A 17,462-nucleotide genomic window follows, 5' to 3' on the forward strand; every position below is an offset into this window, starting at 1 on the left:
ATGAATATGACACGGGACGGGACGGCCCCAGCGCTTCTGGCGGACGAAGAAAGCGCGCGTCGCTGGGTATATTTGCTGTGCGGGGGCGATGATGCGCGTTGGAAAAAGTTGGAAGATTATGTTGCCTTGGTGGCGTCGGAAAATGAACGCCAGAATCTAGTTGCTGCGTCGACTCTCCCGCATATTTGGGTCCGACATATTGCCGACAGCGCACAGCTCTTGCTTCTTGACGCGGCAAACACGGATGAGCGGCAAAATCGTCGGGGACTTTGGCTTGATCTGGGAAGCGGTCCCGGCCTGCCTGGGCTGGTCGTGGCGATATTGAGCGATCGGCCTGTTGCATTGGTTGAATCGCGCAAGCGGCGTTGTGATTTCTTGCGAGAGGCGGCGCAGAAACTTGATCTGACTCATGTCGAGGTGGTTGAAGATCGCTTGGAGCGCGTCGCGAATAGAGCGGTAGCAACGATCAGCGCCCGCGCTTTTGCGCCTCTGCCCAAGCTCATCACATTGTCCACACGTTTTTCCACCGACTCAACACGCTGGCTGCTTCCAAAAGGGCGGAATGCGATGAAGGAACTGGCGCTGCTTCCGAAAGCATGGCAGAGAATGTTTCACGTGGAACAGAGCCGAACCGACGCTGATAGCTACATTCTGGTTGGCGAAGGGCGCATCGGCGCAGCGCAGCGAGGGACGCGATGATCAAGATCGCAGTGGCCAATCAAAAGGGTGGCGTGGGAAAAACCACGACGGCGATTAATCTGGCGACCGCGCTAGCGGCAACCGGTTGGCGCACGCTGATCATTGACCTGGATCCGCAGGGTAACGCATCAACAGGGTTGGGCATTGCGCAAGCCCAGCGTGAAAGTTCGAGCTATGAATTGCTTCGCGGAGATGCCGGGCTAGCGGATTGTGCGGTGGCGACGGCAGTCCCGCGGCTCGACATCGTTCCGGCGACGGTGGATCTGTCGGGTGCCGAAATAGAGCTGATTGAATATGGCGATCGGCTTCATCGTTTGCAGCAGGCCCTTGCCAGTGCCGAAGCAGGGCGGTGGGATATTTGCCTGATCGACTGTCCGCCCTCGCTCGGCATGTTGACACTCAATGCGCTAATCGCGGCGGAATCGCTGATCGTGCCCTTGCAGTGCGAATTTTTTGCATTGGAAGGGCTCAGCCAGCTTTTGACGACGGTCGAACGGGTGCGCGGACGGTTTAATTCCGAACTAAGTATTTTGGGTGTGGCGCTGACGATGTTTGATCGGCGCAACCGGCTGACCGATCAAGTTTCCGACGATGTTCGCGAATGCTTGGGTCCTGTGGTGTTTGAAACCGTCATCCCTCGCAATGTTCGCTTGTCCGAAGCTCCGAGTCACGGGCTGCCGGCCTTGATCTACGACCATCGCTGCCCCGGATCGGCCGCTTACATCGCGCTGGCACGCGAATTGATTGGCCGCTTGTCCAATGTTCGGAAGGCGGCGTAAATGACTGAAAAGAAAGAGGAACCATCCCCCCCTTCCGCACGGAAACGCCCCTCGGGGCTGGGGCGCGGGCTGAATGCGCTTTTTGGTGACGTGGCGGTCGAGACGCCGGTGCTTGCCAGCCCGGGTACCGCGACCAAAACATCTTCGTCCAGTGGCGGAGAGTCGGTTCAGCATGTCGATGTCGGGGCCATTCATCCGCTTCCCGGGCAGCCGCGACGTCATTTTGATGAAACGGCTATTACCGAATTGTCCGAATCGATCGCTGTCCGTGGACTGCTCCAGCCGATCATCGTGCGGCGTGCGCCTGATGGTCAGGGCTATCAGCTTGTCGCGGGAGAACGGCGCTGGCGCGCAGCGCAGCGGGCGGGTTTGCACCGCATCCCTGCACTGGTGCGGGCTCTTGATGATGCCGCCACCTATGAGATTGCGCTGGTTGAGAATATCCAGCGACAGGATCTAAATGCGATTGAAGAAGCGAGCGCTTATCGCAAATTGATCGAAGATTTTGGACATAATCAGGAAGCGTTGGCGCGGCTCGTCGGTAAATCACGCAGCCATGTCGCCAATTTGATGCGACTTCTGGATCTGCCCGCAGCCGTGCAGGATTTGGTCAGCGAAGGATCCTTGGCCATGGGGCACGCCCGTGCGCTGATCGGCGCGGAAAAGGCGGAAGTTATCGCCCATAAGGCGGTCAAGGAAGGTTTGTCGGTCCGTGCGGTGGAAGCGCTGGTCCGCACTGCGCGCCGGGGAGAAAATTCGCCTGTACCCGTTGCAAATAATGGCGATGGCGCGGCCGGACGGGACCCTGACATTGTTGCGGTCGAACGCCATTTGTCTGAACTGCTGGGGATCGGTGCCGCGATCAGCTATGCGGGCGAAGGCAAGGGGGCGCTCACACTGAAATTTGCCTCGCTGGACCAGCTCGATATGATCTGTCAGCGCCTGTCAGGCGAAGCTATTTGAGCAGCGTCAACGCTGCGGGATATGCTCCCCGCAGCGTTGACTTTCTCTGCGGCCTTTATTCTCCGGGCCGCTGGATACCATAGGCCGTGTCGAGCGCTAGGCTTCGCGCTATTGACGGCCTATCGCGACAGCGTTTTGCAAACGCGTCGAGCGCCTCGCTTTCTGGAAAAGCAGCGCGTGCGAAATTGAGCGCGCTGCCCACGATAAAATCGGCGGCCGAATAGCGGTCGCCAAGCAAATAGGGCTGATGCGATAGGATCGATTCGAGCCGCTTCACGACGCCGTCATAGAGATAACGCCGCACCGGATTCTCTCTTTCACCGAGCAGCTTCATAAACATGGCGGGCTCCATTTCGGCAGCATACCAGCAAAGCCAGGTCAAATACTCGCCGCGTTGCGGATCCCCCGCGGCCGGAGCGAGACCTGCTGCGGGGAAGCGGTCGCATAGATAGAGCGTGATCGCGACCGATTCGGCCAAAAGCTGCCCTTCATGTTCGACGGCGGGAACGCGCTTGTCGGGATGGGGGTTTGCCGGATCCGCCATGCCTTCGCCCATATTGAGACGAAAAATTGATACAGGCCGAATCTCATAAGGCTCGCCAATTTCCTCGAGCAGGGCGATCATTCGTGTCGAGCGGGATTCGGGGGCGTGATAAAGATGTATCATGAAAAATATCCTGTTGGCCGAAAGGCAGGGTTGACGATGGACGCGCTATAAGAAAGTCCTGCTGACAGCATATTGTCAGTAGGAAAGCCGATGCGCCGCGCCGACCGCCTTTTTCAGATTATCCAGATGCTGCGCCGGTCTTCTTACCCGCTCACCGCCGCGCAAATGGCGGCGGAATTGGAAGTGTCGGTGCGTACCATTTACCGCGATATGGCGGATCTGATTGGACAGCGCGTACCGATCAGCGGCGAGGCGGGGTTCGGCTATATCCTCGATGACGCGTTCGACATGCCGCCGCTCATGCTGACGGGGGAGGAGGTCGAGGCCGCGGTGCTAGGGGCGCAGTGGGTGGCAGCGGGCAGCGACCCGGTTCTGGCCAACGCCGCACGGGATCTGATCGCAAAGATCTCCGTCGTGATTCCCGATCAACTTCGCAGCCATATATCGCATCCGTCCATGTCCTTTCGCCAGTCTGCGGTGAAGATCAGCGATGGCATCGACATCGCCCGCACCCGGCAATGGATTCGTGCCGGACGCAAGCTTCGGATCGATTATCGCGATGAGCGGGGCAAGGTAAGCGCGCGCGTAATCTGGCCGATCATCATCGGCTATTTCGATGACCGGCGAACGCTTGCGGCGTGGTGCGAACTTCGGCAGGCCTTTCGCCATTTCCGATGCGACCGCATATTGGTAGCGGACTTTCTGGACGAACATTATGACGTCGCGCCCGGTGCACTGCGCCAGAATTGGCGCAAAAACGTGATCGACGCGGTGCCGAAGCTGCCGAGCGAAACAAAAAAAAGAGACGCATTGGCCCCCGGGCACTCCTGAGAAGAGCGGCTTGCGCGGGGACAGGCGCCTATTACCTTCGCCTAATAGCGTTCCAGTTCAACCTTCATATGGCGATAGCCATGGACGAAGCTTGCATGGACGCGCTCCGGCTCTTCGAGGATATTGACGCGCAGCCGCCGCCGTTGCATCTCCGAAATCAGCGTCGTGAGTTGCAATTCGGCGACCCGCGCTCCGACACAGCGGTGAATGCCATAACCAAAGGCGAGGTGGCGGCGCGCATTTTCGCGGTCGACAATGATGCGGTCGCCATCGGGAAAAATGCTCTCGTCGCGGTTCGCCGAGGCATACCAGAGCGCGATCTTGTCGCGCTTGCGGATATGGTGTCCGAAAAGCTCGGTGTCCTCCATCGCGGTGCGGCGCATATGGGCGAGCGGAGTTTGCCAGCGGATAATCTCGTGCATCGCATTGACGGCAAGGTCGGGGTCGTGATTCGCCTCCAGCTTGGCCCGCTCTTCCGGAAAACAGTGCAGCCCATAGGCATAGGCCGACATGGAATTGCGCGTCGTGTCATTGCCGCCGACGATCAGCAGGATCAGATTGCCCATGAATTCCTCATGGCTCATATGGCTCATCGCGTCGGATTGCAGCATGATCGAAATCAGATCATGCTCGCCGGGCTGCTGTGCCTTGCGGTCCCACAATTGCTTGAACGCCGCCCCCATTTCATAGGCGATGGCGAGTCGTGCCTGCCGTTCCTCGGGCGTGTTGAAGCTTTCAATATCACCCAGCGCATCGGACCAGGCGGTCAGCTTGTGGCGTTCCTCCCAGGGAAAATCGAACAAAATGGCAAGCATCTGGGTGGTCAGTTCGATCGACACCTTCTCGACCCAGTCAAAGCTTTCGCCAATGGGCAGGCTGTCGAGCAGGGCGCTGGTGCGCGCCAGCGTGTCGGCACGCATGCGTTCGATTTCGGACGGGCCAAAGGCGGGGGCGACGGTGCGGCGCTGGGCCGTATGCTGCGGCGGGTCCATGGCGATGAACATCGGCATGGGCACTTCGCCCTCTTTCAGATGCTCGATCCCGTCGCCGGCAACGGTGATGCCACCATATTCCCAGCTCGATGAGAAAATCTTGGGCAAGGCCTCGATATGCTGGATCGGCTTGTAGGTGGTGACCGACCAATAGGGACCGAACTTTGAATCCTCGCAATGATATATGGGCGATTCGGCGCGTAACCGCGCCATGGGCTCCTGCCAGCAATCCTTGCTCCACAGCTCGGCGCGGCTGACATCGAGCGGATTTACGGTCTCGGGGGCGGTGCGTATCTGGGTGGCCATCGGCTGCTCCTCTCAAACGGCCGTCTGGCGCGACCGATTCAGTTGCAGAATGCCACTATTCACAGGCTTGTCAATGGCCGTAGCGACCTTAGCCCGTGCGGTGCCATTCCCAGAATTTCCAACTGGGCTGCCCGCTCAGCACGCCCGAGCGGAAAAGCCGCACCGAAACCGTGACGACGAGTAATACCCAGAAAGCCTGCCAGCCGATGGCGATAAAATGTTCCATCCGGCCCGAGTCATTCGCCGCTCGCGCCGCCATGGCAAAGGGGGAGGAGAAGGGGAAAATTTCCGCGATGCGGGCGATGCGGCTGTCGGGTGCGCCCGCCGCCGCGCTCGACAGGCTGAACATGCCGACCTGAAATATGGTGATCGGCAGGCTGAGCATCTGGATCTCGCGCACCGTCGCTGCCTGAGCGCCTACCCCCAGAAAAACCGCGCCGAGCAAAAGGAAGGCGAGGGTAAAATAGCCGAAATTCACCGCCAGAAAAAAGGGCCAGCCGGTGGCGGGGGCGGCGAGCAGTGCCGTCGGATCGGTTGCTCCGCTGGCCGCAGCGAGAGCGGACGCATCCATCTGGGTCGCCGCGATCAGCCCGCCGCCGATGGCGATGAGGGCCCAAAAGCCGATGAACAAAATGGCGACGCCGAACATGCCGAGCAGCTTGCCCAGAAATACCCCTTCAAGCGGCACTGCGGCGGCGAGAATCTCGATCACCTTATTGCCCTTTTCCTCGGCCAGCGAACCCACCGCCTGGCTCGCCAGAAGCAGGGTGAGGAGGAAAAGGACGAACACCGCGCCAAAGCCGATCGCCTGCTGCGCGGCAATGCTGCTTTCGCCGTTCGACAAAAGAGCAAATTGCGGCCGGGACTGTGGCAGCGCGGTCGCCGCGCGCTGACGCTGTGCTTCGCGGGCGAGCAGCGCGAGATAGCGTCCCGCCCCCGAATCGGCTTTTTCCTCGGCGATGGTCGGGGCGCTGAGCGGTCCCGTCATCACCGCCAGCGTATCCTTCCCCTTTTCCTGTGCGATGGCGTTGGCGTCCGGAAGGGCGGGGACGGGGGCATCGGACCCTCCGGTCTGGGCAACCCGTATTTCCAGCGTCGGTGGAGGGCGGTTGAAGCCGGCCCGCAGCCAGCGGTCGGCGGCGCGCAATGCACCGACATCCTTCCGCTCGACGACCGCGACGATGCGTGCGCTGCCCTTGCTGCTGTCGGCCAGCTGTTCGCCTCCAAGCTTGCCGACAAAGCCCATGCCGATCACAAAGAGCGGGGCGAGCAGGAACAAGAGGAAGGTGGGGGTGGCGACCATCGCCAGAAAGTCGCGCCGCGCAACAACGAACATGGTGCGGACAAAGGCGTTCATGCCGTCACCTCCCCGGCGGCGGCTTCATCCACCTGCCGGATGATATGGACAAAGGCTTCGTGGAGGGCGGGACGCATGATGGACAGCGTCGCCACCCCCAAATGGCTGGCGGTGATCTGCGCGAGCAGCGGCTCGACCGCGTCGTCGGCCAGCGGGAAATGCCAGATGCCATTCTGTAACCGCGCCCCGGGGGGCAACAGCGCCGCGACCGCTTCGGGCGCAGCATCGGCGCGCGGGGCATAGCGCACATCCATGGGCAGCAGCGCGCGCGCTTCCTCGACCGTGCCTTCAAAACGCCGCTGTGACCGGGCTATAATCGCGATCCGGTCGCACAGGCGTTCGGCATGCGCCATTACATGGGTGGAAAAGATAATGGTCGCTCCCCGATCGCGCTCGCGTCGTACCAATATTTCCAGCCTTTCCTGATTGACCGGATCGAGCCCTGAAAAAGGCTCGTCGAGGATGATCAGGTCGGGCGCATGGACGATCGAGCCGACGAGCTGGATCATCTGCGCCATGCCCTTGGACATTTTGCGAATCTTTTCGTCGATCACGCGCTCAAGGCCCAGCTCGGTCATGAAATCGGCGGCACGGCGGCGTCCTTCGGACCAGCCAAGACCGCGCAGCGCGCCCATGAAGGCAATGGCCTCGCGCGCTTTCATTGCGGGATAAAGGCCGCGTTCCTCGGGCAGATAGCCGATGCGGTGGCGCACCGCTTGTGGACGTTCGCCAAAAATGCGGCTTTCGCCTTCGTCGGGATCGACAATGCCCAGCATCATCCGCAGGCTGGTCGTCTTGCCCGCGCCATTGGGCCCCAAAACGCCATAAATGCTGCCTGCGGGAATTTTCAGCGCGACATTGTCAACCGCCTTGAAGCTACCGAAATATTTGGTGAGGCCCTCTGCCTCCACGCAGAAACTGGTCAAATCATGCTTTCTGGATGGCCAAGAAAAAAGGGGTCCTTTGTCGGCGCTATTAAAATGGCGCGATCTTATCCTTTCACCATGCTATGGCACAGCCGGGCGCATGCCGTATAGGGGCGAAAATGACGTGTCCGACCCCACCTTCGCTGGAACAGCGCCTTGAACAAGTGGCGCGCGATCATGGCTTTGGCGCTTTTGGCATCGCGCCCGCCGATGCCGCGCCGCGCACCGCCGAACGGCTCAGTCAATGGCTGGCCGATGGCTGTCATGGCAGCATGATCTGGATGGAAAATCGCGCCGAGCAGCGCGGTTCGCCCAAAGGACTGTGGCCCGCGGTCCGCTCGATCATTGCGCTGGGCATGAGCTATGCTCCGTCGGTCGATCCGCTTGCCCTTGGCGATCATCCGGACCGCGGGCGGATTTCCGTCTATGCACAGGGCGCTGATTATCATGATGTCGTCAAAAAGGCGCTGAAGGCCGTGGCGCGCTGGCTGGTTGCCGAGGCACCGGATGCCGAGGTGAAGGTGTTTGTCGACACCGCGCCGGTCATGGAAAAGCCTTTGTCGGCGGCGGCTGGCCTCGGGTGGCAAGGGAAGCATAGCAATCTGGTCAGTCGCGATCATGGAAGCTGGCTCTTCCTCGGCGCCATTTACACGACGCTCGAACTTGCGCCCAGCGCGGGCGCGCGGGATCGCTGCGGCAGTTGCACCGCCTGTCAGACGTCCTGTCCGACCCAGGCTTTTCCGGCCCCCTATCGCCTCGATGCGCGGCGTTGCATTTCTTATCTGACGATTGAGCATGATGGCCCGATTCCGGTCGAATTCCGCCGCGCCATGGGCAATCGTATCTATGGCTGCGACGATTGTCTTGCCGTCTGCCCGTGGAACAAATTTGCCGACACAGCGGCGCGGCATCGCGCCTTTCTGCCGCGCGCCGAACTGGCCGCGCCTTCGCTTGGCGATCTGCTGAGCCTCGACGATGCAGCTTTCCGGCAGGTTTTCGCCGGATCGCCTATCAAGCGTATCGGACGCAATCGGATGGTTCGCAATGCCGCTGTGGCGGCAGGCAACAGCGGGGATCGGACGCTTCGCCTGCGGCTCGAAAAGCTGGTCGACGATGAAGCAGAGATGGTGGCGGATGCAGCGCGCTGGGCGCTGGATGCGCTCGACGGCAATTAGCGGCGGAGCGCCTCGACGCAGCGATTGACGTCCATGTCGCGCCCGTCGGGGGTGCGGGCATCGACATGGGTGGTCACCGCCGCAGTCCCTTCCCGCGGCGCATAAAGATAAAGATCGAGCGTGCAGGCGGTGCCGGAAAATTGCATTTTTCGCCCTGCGCCTTCGCGAATATCAAGCCGGGGGCTGCCAAACATGCGGCCTACCGCATCGGCGCTGCTGCCGATCAGGCTGTTGGTCTGAACCGGTTTGGCGGGCGTTGTCGTCACCGGGCCGGGCGTTTTGGGGCGCGGCACGGCATTGGTGCAGCCAGCCAGGGCAAGCGACAGGCCGCCGAACAGGGCAAGACAGGGAACAGAGCGGATCATGACGAGCCCTTTTGACGCATATGGAAAAGATGCACGGTCATAGCCGCGCTGAGCAGAGGCGCCAATAAATTGACGACGGGCACCATGAAGCTTGCGGCAGACAGAAAACCGAGCGACCAGCGCGTGCCCCGGTCCAGCCCTGGCTGTCCGGGGTGGCGTGCGCCAATCATCGCTTCGAGGTCGCGGCCAAGCAGGATGGCGTTGACGGCAAGAGCGAGCAGGGCGGTGCCCACGCCGGTAACGAGCAGAAAAATATAGCCGGGCAGTGCTATCAGATTGCCGCCGATCAGTCGCAGGATCGAGGCAAGGGCAAGGCGGGCTCCATGCCGCCACCCAATGCCGACGGCGCTGGCCGCAGCCCGAGGATAATGGCGCGTTTCGATATCGTCGATGAGGGCATCGGCAAACAGGCCGACGACCAGGATGGCGACCGCCCTAAACAGCAGCCAGCCGCCGAGCAAGAGCAGAACGATGATGATGGCCCCGGCAAGATCGCTCTCCATGCCCCCCAGTCCCCAATATTCGCGCAAGGCCCAGCGACTCAGCAGGAATAATCCCGCGCCGAGCAGCAGAAAGATCAGCAAGGTGAGCCCAAGGCTTTGCAACAATATACGCACAACCCGCGGATGGTTCAGGTCCCGGAGCGCGCGCATCAGGGCAGAAGGAATGCCGGTCATGCCGCTGAATGAGGGAGGCAGGGGGCGCTCGTCAAGCACAGCCGCTTGCCTTGCGCCGCCGCCGATCCTAAGCCCGCGCGCAGTTTCTCTTTTCAACAGGATATTTCATGGCCTCCACCGCCCGTTTCGACGTTATCGCGATCGGCAACGCCATCGTTGATGTTATTGCCCGCGCCGAAGATTCGCTGATTGAAGCCGAAGGCTTGGTCAAAGGTTCGATGCGATTGATCGACGCCGAAGAGGCGGAGCGTCTTTATGCGAGCATGGGCCCGGCGGTCGAAATGTCGGGCGGCTCGGCGGCGAATACGTTGGCGGGCATGGCGGCGCTGGGATGCAAATGCGCTTTTATTGGACAGGTGGCTGACGATCAGCTTGGCCATGTTTTCACTCACGATCTGCGTGCGTTGAATGTGGCCTATGACACCCCGCCGCTGGCCGAAGGTGCGCCGACGGCACGCTGCCTCATACTGGTGACGCCCGATGGCCAACGCACGATGAACACCTTCCTGGGTGCGAGCCATTTGCTCGAACAGGCGATGATCGACGAAGCCCGCATCGCCGATTCCGACATCCTCTATCTCGAAGGCTATCTGTGGGATCCGCCGCTGTCGCGGGCCGCGATGCGCCGCGCGATTGACGTCGCGCGCGGGGCAGGACGCAAAGTGGCCTTCACCCTGTCCGACGCCTTTATCATCGACCGGCATGGCGATGATTTCCGGGCGTTGATCAAGGAAGGCCTGTTCGACATCCTGTTTGCGAACGAAGTAGAGATTTGCGCGCTGGCGGGCGTCGAGGATTTCGATGTCGCAGTGGCACAAGTGTCGGCCGAGGTGCCACTGCTCGTCGTCACGCGCAGCGAAAAGGGGGCCATCGCCGTTGTCGAGGGTCAGCGCACCGAGGTCGGCGCCGAACCCATTGACGCGGTGATTGACACTACTGGCGCAGGCGACTTGTTTGCTGCCGGTTTCTTGGCCGGGCAGGCCGAAGGCCGCTCCATTGCCGAATGCCTGACAATGGGTGCGGTTTGCGCGTGCGAGATTATTGCCCAAATGGGACCGCGCGCTCAAATTGACCTCAAGGCAAGGGTCGCCGCAAAGCTGGGTTGAAAGGCTTGGCACCGGAACTTTTGGCTTGATGGGGCGTCCATGCCCCATCAGCATGGGAGTTGCCGTTATGGCCGAAGAAATTCACACAACCCGCGATGCCGCAGGCAATACGCATACCACCACGATTGTCGACCGCGACGCCAAGCGTGGCGGCGGGGGGCTGATTATGGGCGCAATAGCCCTCATCGCCTTGGCAGTGCTGGCCTTTCTGGCCTTTGAGTTTTTGGGCAATGATCGAGTGGAGACACAGGCGATCAGCGACGCGGCGCAAAAGGTCGGAAGCGCGGCCGAAGATGTCGGTCAAGCCGCCCATGATGCGGTGAAGTAAAGGCGCCTAAGCATCTTCGGGCACCGAGGCTGATTTGGGCTGTTTGCGAAACAACTCGCGATCCTCGGGGCCGAAGCCGCGCGTCCAGATCAGCCAGCCATAAATGGCGAGGATGAAGGGGACGCCAATCAACAATTCGGCCCATTCGGGCAATTGTGTCGCCCCCCAGCCCAGCACAGCGGCCCCCGTTGTCGCCCAGACCAGAGCCCAGCGAAGATTATTCACCGGCGCCCCCAATATGCGTGACAGAAGCCTTGCCTTGACCAGCGAAGCAAAGCCGAGGGCGATCATCAAGGCGAGGGCAACCGCCATAGCATAGGCGATATCCGGAAGCCCCATGGCACGCGCGCCCAGGATAAAGGCAATGCTCAGCAAGGCCTGGAGCGCCAGCGTGGCGAGGCTGATCAGCAAATTGCGGTGGCGCGCTACATAAACAAGTGCGGCTTCGCTCACTACTGCAGTCGCCGCGACCACTTCGGCGGCGAGAAGGAAGGCGAGTGCCCCTGTGCCGCTGACAAATTCGGGACCGACAAGGCCAAGCACCGCTTCGCCCGGAATGCCCAGTGCCAGCGCCACCCCCGCCTGCGCAGCAATAATCCAGAAGCCGACCTGGCTGACCTGCGCGGCCACCGCGCCAAGACGCTTTTCAGCCAGATTGCGGGTGATGACCGGCCCCAGAATCGGCTCGAAACTGGTTTTTAGCTTTTGCGGCAGCGAGGCGACCTGCTGCGCCATATAATAAATACCGTAAATGGTGGGCGAGGTGAACTGGCCCAATATGAACAGGTCAAGCCGGCGCGTGCCCCATTCGATGGCGTCGGCGGCGGCCAGCGGCGCATTGCGCCGCGCGACGCTGATCAGATGCACCGCATCGGGACGCCACATCCCGGGGCCGCCGAAATGGCGAAACATCGGAATAAGGGCGGTCAGAAAGGCGCCCAGCATCGCGGCGGCATAGGCCAGCATCAGCCCGTCTTTTTCCGAAACATACCAGAATGCGGCAGCGGCGATGCTGATCACCCAAGGCTCCACGATCGCGCGTGCGCGCACCGTTGCGCCAATATCATAGCGATAGGCGCAGGCCGCGAGTGCGATTTCGGTCCCCGCGATCGCGAAAACAAGGAAGGCCATGCTGCGGTCCACGGCGCTGATATCGCCGCTCGGGAACATGAATTGGGGCAACAGAAATAAAATCGCCGAACCCGCCGCCGACGCGAGAAAGGCGACGAACAAGCCATCCCAGACGATGTGGCGCTGATCGGCACCGGGCGCGCTTAGCTGTTCGGCGAGGCCGCGTTTCAGCCCCAGGGTGGCAAGCTGTGCCACCAGTTCGATAACGAGCACGGCGAGGGCAAAGCGCCCGACCAGATCGGGGCCGTACCAGCGGCCGGCGAAATAGAGGAAGGGAAGCCGTGCGACCAGGCGCAGGACAAAGCCGAAGAAATTGGTGCGTCCGCCTTTGGCCAGCGCTGCCGTGTCGGCATCGCGTTCGGTTGCGATGGACCCGGGCGGCGTGCCTGCGCTGTCTGTCTGGCTCAAGCCCTGCGCCCCTTCAGCCCATCCCCGCCGGGCAGATTAGCGAGACCAGTGGGTGCATGCAATCGCAGTTGAACGTTCATCGGCCCTCTGGTCGAAGCGGGCGGCTGAGCAAGGCCTGAATGGCGTCGGCTACATTGGTTTCACCTGCGATCAGACAGGCCACGGTGGCGGTGATCGGCATGTCGATATTGTCGGCTTCTGCCGCTGCGGCGACAACCGGAGCGCTAAACGCGCCTTCGGCAATGGTCCGGCGATCCGCCATCAATTCGGCGGCGCTGATCCCGCGGCCCAGTCCTTGGCCCAGTGCAAAATTGCGCGAGTTGGAAGATGTGCAGGTAAGGACCAAATCCCCCAACCCCGCCAGCCCTGCCAGCGTTTCAGCCTGCGCGCCGCGCGCCAGCCCGAATCGCGTCATTTCGGCAAAGCCGCGGCTGATCAGCGCAGCCCGCGCGTTTAGGCCCAGTCCGGCACCATCGACAATGCCGCAGGCGATGGCGAGAATATTCTTGACCGCTCCCCCGATTTCGGCACCGATCAGGTCGGTGGACACATAGGGCCGGAAATGCGGGCGGGCGAGCGCATGGGCGAGCTGCTCTGCGCTGTCCCGGTCTTCGGCGGCGAGCGTGATGGCCGTGGGCAGCCCCGCTGCCACTTCATGCGCAAAGGTTGGACCTGACAAGACGGCGAGTGGCCGGTTTGGAAAAATATCGCGTGCGATATCGACGGGAAAGGCAAAACTGTTCGCTTCCATCCCCTTGCTGCAGAAGATCAGTGGCGTATCCGCTTCGGGCAGGTCGGCAAGAATGGGGCGCAAATAGGGGACGGGAACGACGATAAGTAGCGCATTCAGCCCCGCCATGTCCGCGAGATTACCGGTAGCGTGCAGCGAGGGAGAAAGCGCTGCACTAGGTAGGAAAAGGCTGTTGCGATGTTCGCGGTTGATGGTCTCGACCACGTCCGCCTCGCGCGCCCACAGGCGTATAGGGGCACCATCCGCGGCGAGCAGCTGCGCCAGAGCGGTTCCCCATGCGCCGCCCCCGACCACGCCAAATTGCACGGGCTCTGACGTCATGCTTTCACTCCGGCGCCGCGAACGGCTTCTGCTGAGGGGTCGAGGGGCCAGCGCGGGCGCGCGGCGACGTCCAGATCGTCGATCAGGCCCGCCGCAAAACGCTCCACCCCGGCCCAGGCGATCATCGCGCCATTGTCGGTGCACAGCCACAGGGGCGGCGCCACAAACGGCTTGTCGAAATTTGCCGCAAGAGCGGTAAGGGCGGCGCGAATCGGCTCATTGGCGGCGACGCCGCCCGCCACGACAAAGGCGGTTGCTTGGGGACAGGCGTTGAGGGCTCGGCGGCTCCGGTCGACCAGACAATCGATCACCGCCTGTTGAAAGGAGGCGGCAAGATCGGCCGGCCGATGAACCGCTTCTGAAGCGGCGCGCGCGACCGCGCTTTTCAGTCCGGCAAACGAAAAATGAGGCTCGCCGCTGCCAAGGAGCGGGCGGGGAAGCGGCACGGCGGTGGGGTCGCCCTCGCGCGCAAGGTGTTCCACCGCTGGTCCACCTGGATAACCAAGGCCCAGAAGCTTCGCCGTCTTATCAAAGGCTTCGCCTGCAGCATCGTCGATAGTGGTTGCAAGCCGCCGATAATCATCGACTCCGCGCACCAGCAACAGCTGGCAATGGCCGCCCGACACCAGCAGCAGAAGGTAAGGAAAGCGCAGGTCAGGGTCTGCAAGGCGCGGGCTGAGCGCATGGCCTTCCAGATGATTGACGGCGATCAGCGGCTTTCCCGCTGCATGGGCCAGCGCCTTGCCCGTCACTAGCCCGACCATTACGCCGCCGATCAGACCGGGACCAGCGGTTGCCGCAATGGCATCAATATCGGCCAGTTTGACGCCCGCCTCGGCAAAAACATCCTCGATCAAGGGGGTAAGCCGATCGACGTGCGCGCGGGCGGCAATTTCCGGGACGACGCCGCCATAGGGGGCATGGTCGACCTCCTGTCCCGAAACGCGCTGCGCCCATATGCGTCTGCCGTTATCGACGAGCGCGGCCGCGGTTTCATCGCAGCTCGATTCAAGGCCGAGGATCAAGGTCATGTCTCATTAGCCTTTACGCGGGGCGAGTGTAAGGGGGCAAGATGCTCAAACAGGTGCAGAGCCTTTCATTTCCGCTTCGCAGGCCTTAGCAGCAGCGCATGACCGATTTTCCGACAGCGTCTCGTCCTCTCCGCCTTGGCACCCGCGCTTCGCCGCTCGCGCGCGCTCAGGCGAATATGGCGGTCGCCGCCTTGATCGCCGCCCATGGATTTGACCCTCAGGCCTTGGAAATTGTGCCGATCACCGCAGCGGGCGACAAGGTTCAGGACCGGGCGCTCGCGGAAATAGGGGGAAAGGCTTTGTGGACGCGCGAGCTCGATGCCATGCTCGATGCTGGGGTGATTGATGTCGCGGTCCATTCGCTGAAAGATGTGGAAACTATTCGCGATTCGCGATTCGTGCTGGGCGCCATGCTCGAACGCGGCGATCCGCGCGACCGTTTGGTAGTATGTGAGGGGCTGGAGGCTCCAACGATTGCGGACCTGCCTCCCGGCGCCAAATTGGGAACCAGCAGCCCGCGCCGTGCGGCGCAGGTCCGAAAATTGCGTCCTGACATCAAAACGCCCCTGCTGCGCGGCAATGTGGCGACGCGCTTGTCAAAGCTGGTGTCGGGGGAAATGGATGCGACGCTGCTGGCAGCGGCAGGGCTCGAGCGGCTGGGCATGCACGAAATCGGCACGGTGCAGCCCGTCGACATTTTGGTGCCTGCCGCTTCACAAGGGGCGATTGGCGTGGAAGCGCGCGCGGAGGACGGGGCTATGCTGGCCCTGCTTGCCGCCATCGACCATGGCGATACCCGGCGTGCGGTCGTGGCAGAGCGCGCCTTTCTCGCCGGGGTGGGCGGGGATTGTCAGTCGCCGGTGGCGGCGCATGCTCATTATCTGCCCGACGGAAGGTTGCGGCTCGTTGCCGAACTTTTTTCAGAGGATGGCGGAGCACATGTTGCCGGAGAGACAATGGTCGAGGATGAGGTCTCCGCTGCCCGTCTGGCGCAGAAGCTCCTGTCGGAGGCGCCTGTGGCCGTAAGGCGGCTATTCGCCCCATGACCTCCTCGGTGCCTCTCCTGGTTACAAGGCCCGATCCCGGTTGCACGGCAACGGTGACACAGGCGCGGGCGCTCGGCCTTGATGCCCGGGCTATGCCGCTTTTTATCGCTCGCCCGCTTGACTGGGTTCCGCCCGATCCGGCGCTCTATGACGCGCTTTTGATCACCAGCGCCCAGGCCGCCCGGCTGGGGGGTGACGGCCTTGCGACACTTGCCGACATGCCAGCTTATGCGGTGGGAGAGGCGAGTGCTCAAGCGGCGAGAGGCGCCGGGTTGAAAGTCGAATATGTTGGCGACAGCGATGGTCAGACGCTGGTAGAAACCATGGCGCAAGAGGGCCTGCGCCGGATTCTGTGGCTGAGCGCCCGCGACCGTTCGCGGATCAGCGTGGAGGGTACGCAGCTCACGCCGCTTGCTTGCTATGCGGTGGAGGCCATCGACCCGCCTTCGGACTGGCAGGAAAATATCGCGGGCCCGGCGGCAATTGCAGTCTATTCAAGGCGCAGCGCAGAGCGGCTTGCAATGCTTGTCGGCACGCCTAAACATTTGACTTTAATTGCGATCAGTTCAGCCGTGGCAGCCGCCGCCGGGTCCGGGTGGAAACAAGTGGCGGTTGCCAGCCACCCCAATGATGCGGCAATGTTGGCACAGGCCCATGCTTTGTGCCACAAGGCGTCCAAATAGGGGTCGTTCGAAAGAGACACATGGCAATCGACAAACTCGATAGTTCTTCGCCAGCGAACGGCGTGGAGCAAAAGCGGGGACAAAATTTTCGTACGCTGGCGATCGGCGGCTTCATTCTGCTGCTCATTGGGGTCGTCGGCGGGGGCTGGGCGATGAATCGCCTGCTCGATTCGCGGGAAACGGCAGCGCCGGTGACCAAGACAACCTCGCAGGCTACCCCCTCGGCGGAGGAAGCGCCGCGTCCGGATGCGGACGGCGACGTCGCTCCGTTGATGGTTGCGCCGGTCGATGGCGCCGATGCGCTGGTGACGCGCGTCGCCGAACTGGAACAGCGTTTGTCGCGAATCACGCTGGAAGCCGAATCGGCGTCGGGCAATGCTTCGCGTGCCGAAGGGCTTTTGGTCGCCTTCGCCGTACGGCGCGCGCTCGATCGCGGATTGTCGCTGGGCTATCTCGAAGCGCAGCTGCGTTTGCGCTTCGGCGACGATCAACCCAACGCCGTCAAAACGATCATCGACACATCGCGCGAACCGGTCACGCTCGAACAGTTGCGGACTGACCTCGACACATTGGCGCCCCAACTTGTCGGACGCAGCAATGAAGGCGAAGGCAGTTTGTGGACCGGGATCAGGCGCGAATTCAACGAATTATTCGTTGTGCGGAAAGCGGGAACCCAATCCACCCGCGCGTCGGAGAGGCTGGCCAGAGCGCGTCGCTATCTGGCCGGGGAACAGGTGGACAAAGCCATAGCCGAAGTGGAAGCAATGCCGGGCGCCGCCACGGCACAGGACTGGCTGATCGAGGCGCGTCGTTATCATGAAGCCCGCCGCGCGTTGGACCTCATCGAAACGGCAGCGATATTGGAACCGCGCGACGGTTCGGCGACGGCGACAGGAACGGCATCGGCCCTATAAGCTTCC

19 protein-coding genes are annotated in these 17,462 nt (G+C 62.0%); 10 read left to right on the plus strand and 9 right to left on the minus strand.

Annotated elements, in window-relative coordinates; all coding sequences use genetic code 11:
- From rsmG to JV18_RS0110125, 3 genes are read left to right on the plus strand one after another with little or no spacing between them, the layout of a single operon-like run.
- Positions 1-699, plus strand: a complete 699-nt coding sequence (gene rsmG, locus JV18_RS0110115) for a 16S rRNA (guanine(527)-N(7))-methyltransferase RsmG (protein WP_235303104.1) — start codon at positions 1-3, stop codon at positions 697-699.
- Positions 696-1,478, plus strand: a complete 783-nt coding sequence (locus JV18_RS0110120) for a ParA family protein (RefSeq protein ID WP_033074384.1) — start codon at positions 696-698, stop codon at positions 1,476-1,478. The genes rsmG and JV18_RS0110120 overlap by 4 nt, the downstream gene beginning before the upstream one ends.
- Entirely contained in the window at positions 1,479-2,441 is a 963-nt protein-coding gene (locus JV18_RS0110125; RefSeq protein ID WP_033074385.1) for a ParB/RepB/Spo0J family partition protein, read from the plus strand.
- A 55-nt stretch (positions 2,442-2,496) separates the two neighbouring features.
- Here the strand turns inward: JV18_RS0110125 and JV18_RS0110130 are convergent, their stop codons facing one another.
- Entirely contained in the window at positions 2,497-3,108 is a 612-nt protein-coding gene (locus tag JV18_RS0110130) for a glutathione S-transferase family protein (RefSeq protein WP_033074386.1), read from the minus strand.
- 90 nt (positions 3,109-3,198) lie between these two features.
- On the opposite strand from JV18_RS0110130, the gene JV18_RS0110135 reads away from it, so the two are divergent.
- On the plus strand, positions 3,199-3,939 hold the full coding sequence (locus JV18_RS0110135) for a helix-turn-helix transcriptional regulator (RefSeq protein ID WP_052071884.1): 741 nt from the start codon (positions 3,199-3,201) through the stop codon (positions 3,937-3,939).
- 41 nt (positions 3,940-3,980) lie between these two features.
- Here JV18_RS0110135 and JV18_RS0110140 read toward each other — a convergent pair whose 3' ends face one another.
- The 3 genes from JV18_RS0110140 to JV18_RS0110150 all read right to left on the minus strand — a co-directional run bounded on the left by JV18_RS0110140 (position 3,981) and on the right by JV18_RS0110150 (position 7,520).
- Complete coding sequence (locus tag JV18_RS0110140; RefSeq protein ID WP_033074387.1) at positions 3,981-5,237, minus strand: cytochrome P450; 1,257 nt, start codon at positions 5,235-5,237, stop codon at positions 3,981-3,983.
- A gap of 88 nt (positions 5,238-5,325) precedes the next feature.
- Positions 5,326-6,594, minus strand: a complete 1,269-nt coding sequence (locus tag JV18_RS0110145; RefSeq protein WP_033074388.1) for an ABC transporter permease — start codon at positions 6,592-6,594, stop codon at positions 5,326-5,328.
- Positions 6,591-7,520, minus strand: coding sequence for an ABC transporter ATP-binding protein (locus JV18_RS0110150; RefSeq protein ID WP_033074389.1), 930 nt, complete (start codon positions 7,518-7,520; stop codon positions 6,591-6,593). Before JV18_RS0110150 ends, JV18_RS0110145 begins: the two co-directional genes overlap by 4 nt.
- 119 nt (positions 7,521-7,639) lie before the next feature.
- Here JV18_RS0110150 and queG point away from each other — a divergent pair, with 119 nt between their 5' ends.
- The gene (gene queG / locus JV18_RS0110155; protein ID WP_200879092.1) at positions 7,640-8,695 is read left to right on the plus strand and encodes a tRNA epoxyqueuosine(34) reductase QueG; all 1,056 of its coding nucleotides are present in this window, start codon (positions 7,640-7,642) and stop codon (positions 8,693-8,695) included.
- Here queG and JV18_RS0110160 read toward each other — a convergent pair.
- A complete protein-coding gene (locus tag JV18_RS0110160; protein WP_033074390.1) occupies positions 8,692-9,060 on the minus strand; it encodes a hypothetical protein in 369 nt (122 codons plus the stop codon). The two genes, queG and JV18_RS0110160, sit on opposite strands and share 4 nt — an antisense overlap.
- Entirely contained in the window at positions 9,057-9,737 is a 681-nt protein-coding gene (locus JV18_RS0110165; protein ID WP_033075236.1) for an EI24 domain-containing protein, read from the minus strand. Before JV18_RS0110165 ends, JV18_RS0110160 begins: the two co-directional genes overlap by 4 nt.
- Before the next feature lie 107 nt (positions 9,738-9,844).
- On the opposite strand from JV18_RS0110165, the gene JV18_RS0110170 reads away from it, so the two are divergent.
- Positions 9,845-10,843 carry an adenosine kinase gene (locus JV18_RS0110170; RefSeq protein WP_033074391.1) on the plus strand — a complete coding sequence of 333 codons (999 nt, stop codon included), beginning with the start codon at positions 9,845-9,847 and terminating at the stop codon, positions 10,841-10,843.
- Between the two features lie 67 nt (positions 10,844-10,910).
- Complete coding sequence (locus JV18_RS0110175; RefSeq protein ID WP_033074392.1) at positions 10,911-11,171, plus strand: hypothetical protein; 261 nt, start codon at positions 10,911-10,913, stop codon at positions 11,169-11,171.
- 6 nt (positions 11,172-11,177) lie between these two features.
- Here the strand turns inward: JV18_RS0110175 and JV18_RS0110180 are convergent, their stop codons facing one another.
- The 3 genes from JV18_RS0110180 to tsaD form a co-directional block, all read right to left on the minus strand.
- Positions 11,178-12,710: a lipopolysaccharide biosynthesis protein gene (locus JV18_RS0110180; RefSeq protein ID WP_052071885.1), complete on the minus strand. Its 1,533-nt coding sequence runs from the start codon at positions 12,708-12,710 to the stop codon at positions 11,178-11,180.
- A 76-nt stretch (positions 12,711-12,786) separates the two neighbouring features.
- Positions 12,787-13,782: an NAD(P)H-dependent glycerol-3-phosphate dehydrogenase gene (locus tag JV18_RS0110185; protein ID WP_200879093.1), complete on the minus strand. Its 996-nt coding sequence runs from the start codon at positions 13,780-13,782 to the stop codon at positions 12,787-12,789.
- A complete protein-coding gene (gene tsaD, locus JV18_RS0110190; protein WP_033074394.1) occupies positions 13,779-14,813 on the minus strand; it encodes a tRNA (adenosine(37)-N6)-threonylcarbamoyltransferase complex transferase subunit TsaD in 1,035 nt (344 codons plus the stop codon). The genes JV18_RS0110185 and tsaD overlap by 4 nt, the downstream gene beginning before the upstream one ends.
- 98 nt (positions 14,814-14,911) lie before the next feature.
- Here tsaD and hemC point away from each other — a divergent pair, with 98 nt between their 5' ends.
- Genes hemC through JV18_RS0110205 form a run of 3 tightly spaced genes read left to right on the plus strand, consistent with a single transcriptional unit; the run spans position 14,912 to position 17,456 of the window.
- Positions 14,912-15,859, plus strand: a complete 948-nt coding sequence (gene hemC, locus JV18_RS0110195) for a hydroxymethylbilane synthase (RefSeq protein ID WP_033074395.1) — start codon at positions 14,912-14,914, stop codon at positions 15,857-15,859.
- A gap of 8 nt (positions 15,860-15,867) precedes the next feature.
- Positions 15,868-16,542 carry a uroporphyrinogen-III synthase gene (locus JV18_RS0110200; protein WP_235303106.1) on the plus strand — a complete coding sequence of 225 codons (675 nt, stop codon included), beginning with the start codon at positions 15,868-15,870 and terminating at the stop codon, positions 16,540-16,542.
- Between the two features lie 20 nt (positions 16,543-16,562).
- The gene (locus JV18_RS0110205; protein ID WP_033074397.1) at positions 16,563-17,456 is read left to right on the plus strand and encodes a mitofilin family membrane protein; all 894 of its coding nucleotides are present in this window, start codon (positions 16,563-16,565) and stop codon (positions 17,454-17,456) included.
- Positions 17,457-17,462 lie beyond the last annotated feature (6 nt).

Origin of the sequence: Sphingopyxis sp. MWB1 (assembly GCF_000763945.1) — a bacterium.
GTDB lineage: Bacteria > Pseudomonadota > Alphaproteobacteria > Sphingomonadales > Sphingomonadaceae > Sphingopyxis.